The sequence below is a fragment of the Deinococcus pimensis DSM 21231 genome (assembly GCF_000519345.1).
Taxonomy (GTDB): Bacteria; Deinococcota; Deinococci; order Deinococcales; family Deinococcaceae; genus Deinococcus_A; species Deinococcus_A pimensis.
Map to the genome: position 1 here is coordinate 14,585 of NZ_KI912642.1, position 3,307 is coordinate 17,891.

General features: G+C 71.2%; 3 protein-coding genes and 1 pseudogene. All 4 read right to left on the reverse strand.

Annotation, left to right across the window (positions count from 1 at the left end; translation table 11 throughout):
* Nucleotides 1-454, reverse strand: a 454-nt coding sequence (locus DEIPI_RS39600; RefSeq protein WP_169737086.1) for a haloacid dehalogenase-like hydrolase, incomplete at its 3' end; no start/stop codon positions are given.
* 111 nt (nucleotides 455-565) lie between these two features.
* The gene (locus tag DEIPI_RS30540) at nucleotides 566-1,327 is read right to left on the reverse strand and encodes a gamma-glutamyl-gamma-aminobutyrate hydrolase family protein (protein WP_157463617.1); all 762 of its coding nucleotides are present in this window, start codon (nucleotides 1,325-1,327) and stop codon (nucleotides 566-568) included.
* Between the two features lie 199 nt (nucleotides 1,328-1,526).
* Complete coding sequence (locus DEIPI_RS0111635) at nucleotides 1,527-2,879, reverse strand: dipeptidase (protein ID WP_027481887.1); 1,353 nt, start codon at nucleotides 2,877-2,879, stop codon at nucleotides 1,527-1,529.
* 7 nt (nucleotides 2,880-2,886) lie between these two features.
* Nucleotides 2,887-3,307, reverse strand: a pseudogene (locus tag DEIPI_RS39605) (metallophosphoesterase); the annotation flags it as partial.

Below are 3,307 nucleotides of genomic sequence, written 5' to 3' on the forward strand. Positions count from 1 at the left end.
TGCCGACGGCTTCCGCGCCGATGCGGCGGGCGAAGGCCTCCAGGACGGGCTGGTAGGCGCCGCTGGCGAGCACGACGCGGTGCCCGGCGAGGCGGTGCGCTTCGAGTTCGGCGAGGACGTCGTCGCGGCGGCCCGGCCACAGTTCGCGCTCCACGACCCACTCGGCGAGCGCGTCCACGTCCGCCTCGGGCGTGCCGCGCAGCAGGCGGGGCAGGTCGGCCGTCCAGGCCTGCCGGACCTTCTCGCGGTCGAGGACGCCCGCGCCCGCGAGGGCGACGCCGGGCAGCTTGAGGGCGAGGAAGGCGCTGACGGCGCGGCCGTGCCCGCGCTCGCGCAGGAAGCGCAGCAGGCCCTTCCACGTCTCCCCCGTGGTGAGGGTGCCTTCGAGGTCGCTGGCTACGGTACGGGGGGCGGGGTGGGTCAGGAGCCGTCCTCCTTCTTGAACTCGGTTCAAGCTGCTGGCCGTACCGTAAGCTCCCCACGCCACGCGTGTCAACCGTCCAGAGCACGAAAGGGACGCCCGCGCGCCGGACGATTCCGGAGCACGCGGGCGTTGGACGTCATGTCAGGCGGTGCGGCGCTCGGTCGCGAGCTTCAGGAACGCGTCACCGATGCGCGAAGCGGGCCTGTTCGAGGCTAGGAGCTCGGGATGCCACTGCACACCCACCACGAGGCCGTCTTCCGACTCTACGGCCTCCACGGCCCCGTCGCCGGACTCCGCAGCCACCCGCAGACCACGACCCACATCGGCGATCGCGAGCTTGTGCGCGCTGTTGACTGTGCAGACAGGTCCCCCGACGGCCCGCTCCACGAAGGTGCCGGGCGTGATCGTCACACCATGACTCGGCTGATCGAACGGCGGGTGGTAGTGCCCTTCATGAAAACGCAGCGTGCCGCCGCACGACACGTTGATCAGTTGCGCGCCCCGGCATACGCCCAAGACAGGCACCCGAGCGGCCCGGGCAGCTCTGTACAGCACGATCTCCCAGGCGTCCCGCTCGGGGGCGATGGGACGCCCCTCAACCCGCTCCTGCCCGTAGAGCCTCGGATCGGGATCCTCTCCGCCCGACAGGATCAACCCGTCGAGCGTCCTCACGACGCGCGCGGCGCGCGCCTCGTGGTTCGGCGCGGGAGCGGGCATCGGCACGAGCATGGGCAGCGCCCCGCGCGCGTAGAGCGCGCTGCTGAATCCGCTCAGGACCCCGTCGAAGGGAACTTGCAAGTCCTTCGGAGAAGGCACGTGACGGGTCGTCACGCCGATAATCAGATCAGTCATTTCACAACACGAGCGGCGGTCACCCGAAACCGCCTTGAATACGACGTTCACGACGCGAGGTCGCGCGGGTACCTCCACGGTACCCAAGGCGGGACGCCCGCCGCATCGGAACCGCACGAAAGGACCGCCCACCGGGTGAGGGTGGGCGGTGTCGTGTCTCTCCACGTGACGTTGGCCGTCCAGCTTCTGGCTGCGTACGCACCGGAGCGGTCCGGTGCTCAAGTGGAGGCCGGTAGCGTGTCTCTCCGACTTATTTCGCCAGTTCTTCGAGCAGGTACGCGCTCGTCAGGATGCCGTTGTGGTAGTCGTCGAGCGCGAAGGACTCGTTCGGGGAGTGCGGCGCGTCCTCGTTGAGGCCCATGTCCACGAGCAGCACGGGCGCCCCGAGGATCGTGCGGAACGCCGCGACGATCGGGATGCTGCCGCCCGTGCGGGCGAACGCGGCGCGGCGCCCGTAGACGCGCTCGAGGGCGCGGTCGGCGGCGGCGATGAAGGGCGAGTCGAGGTCCATCGCGACGGGCTGGCCGCCGTGCAGGTCGATGACCTCGACCTTCGTGCCCTCGGGCGCGAGGGACTCGATGTAGTCCTTCGCGAGCTCCGCGACGCGGTGCGGGTCCTGGCCCGGCACGAGGCGCATGCTGATCTTCGCGCCCGCCTTCGCGGCGATGACGGTCTTGCTGCCCTCGCCCTGGTAGCCGCCCCAGATGCCGTTCACGTCGAGCGTGGGGCGGCCCCAGAGGCGCTCCAGCGTGGAGTAGCCCGCCTCGCCCGGCAGGGCGTCCACGCCGATGCTCGCGGCGAACTCCGCGTCGTCGTGGGGCAGGCCGCGCCACATCCCGCGTTCCTGCTCGGTGAGCTCGTGGACGCCGTCGTAGAAGCCGGGAATGGTGATGCGGCCCTCCTCGTCCTTGAGCTTCGAGATGATCGTGGCGAGCGCGTTGATGGGGTTGGGCGCGGCGCCGCCGTAGCTGCCGGAGTGCAGGTCGCGGCTCGCGCCCTGGACGTGCACCTCGACGTACGCGAGGCCGCGCAGACCGTACGTCACGGTGGGCACGTCCTTCGCGAAGCGCGAGCCGTCGCTGATGACGATCACGTCGCACTTCAGCTCGTCGGCGTGGGCGCGCAGGTAGGGCTCCAGGTTGCGGCTGCCGACCTCCTCCTCGCCCTCGATGAGGAACTTGACGTTCACCGGGAGCTCGCCGGCCCCTTCGAGCAGGAGCTGCGCGCCGCGCACGTGCGCGTACGCCTGACCCTTGTCGTCGGTGGAGCCGCGCGCGTAGACGCGCCCGTCGCGGACGGTGGGCTCGAAGGGCGGCGTGAGCCACTCCGCCTCGGGCGCCTCGGGCTGCACGTCGTAGTGACCGTAGATCAGGACGGTGGGCTTCCCGGGGGCCTTCAGGCGCTCGGCGTACACGACGGGATGCCCGGCGGTGTCGTCCACGCGGGCGGTGAAGCCCAGCGAGTCCAGCTTGGCGCGCAGGAAGTCGGCGGCGCGGCGCATGTCTCCCCGGCGGGTGCTGTCGGCGGAGACGGAGGGGATGCGCAGCAGATCGAAGAGTTCGGCGTCGGCGTCGGCCGTGTCGAGATGAGGGTGATTGGCCATGCGGGGATCATAACGCGGCGGCGCCGTCGTACGTGACGACGCGGTCCACGCCGTGGCGTCCGAGCCGCACGAGGAAGCCCGCGCGCGGGTGGTACGCGAGGCCGCCGTCCACGTTGAGGCACAGGCCGCCCGCGTACGCGAGGGGACCGTGCACCTCGGCGGCGTCCACGCCCAGCTGGTACGCGATGGGCGTGTGCCCGTGCACGACGTGCTCCCCACCGTACGCGGCGAGGAGCGCGCGCGCCCGCGCGGGGCCGTCCTCGTCCTGGAAGGCGCCCCGATCGGAGAACTCGCGGACGAGGCCGTCCCACGCGAGCGGGTCGCGGGACGTGAGGCGCCCCTGGAAGGCGCCGTTGACGCCCTCGAGCGTGCGGCCGTAGCGCAGGTAGAGGATGCTGTCGGCGTGCACGAACAGGTAAGGTCCGAGC

What these genes read in the sequence shown, in the direction of transcription:
- DEIPI_RS0111635 (WP_027481887.1), bottom strand. Translation starts at nt 2,879, where the DNA reads ATGGCCAATCACCCTCATCTCGACACGGCCGACGCCGACGCCGAACTC.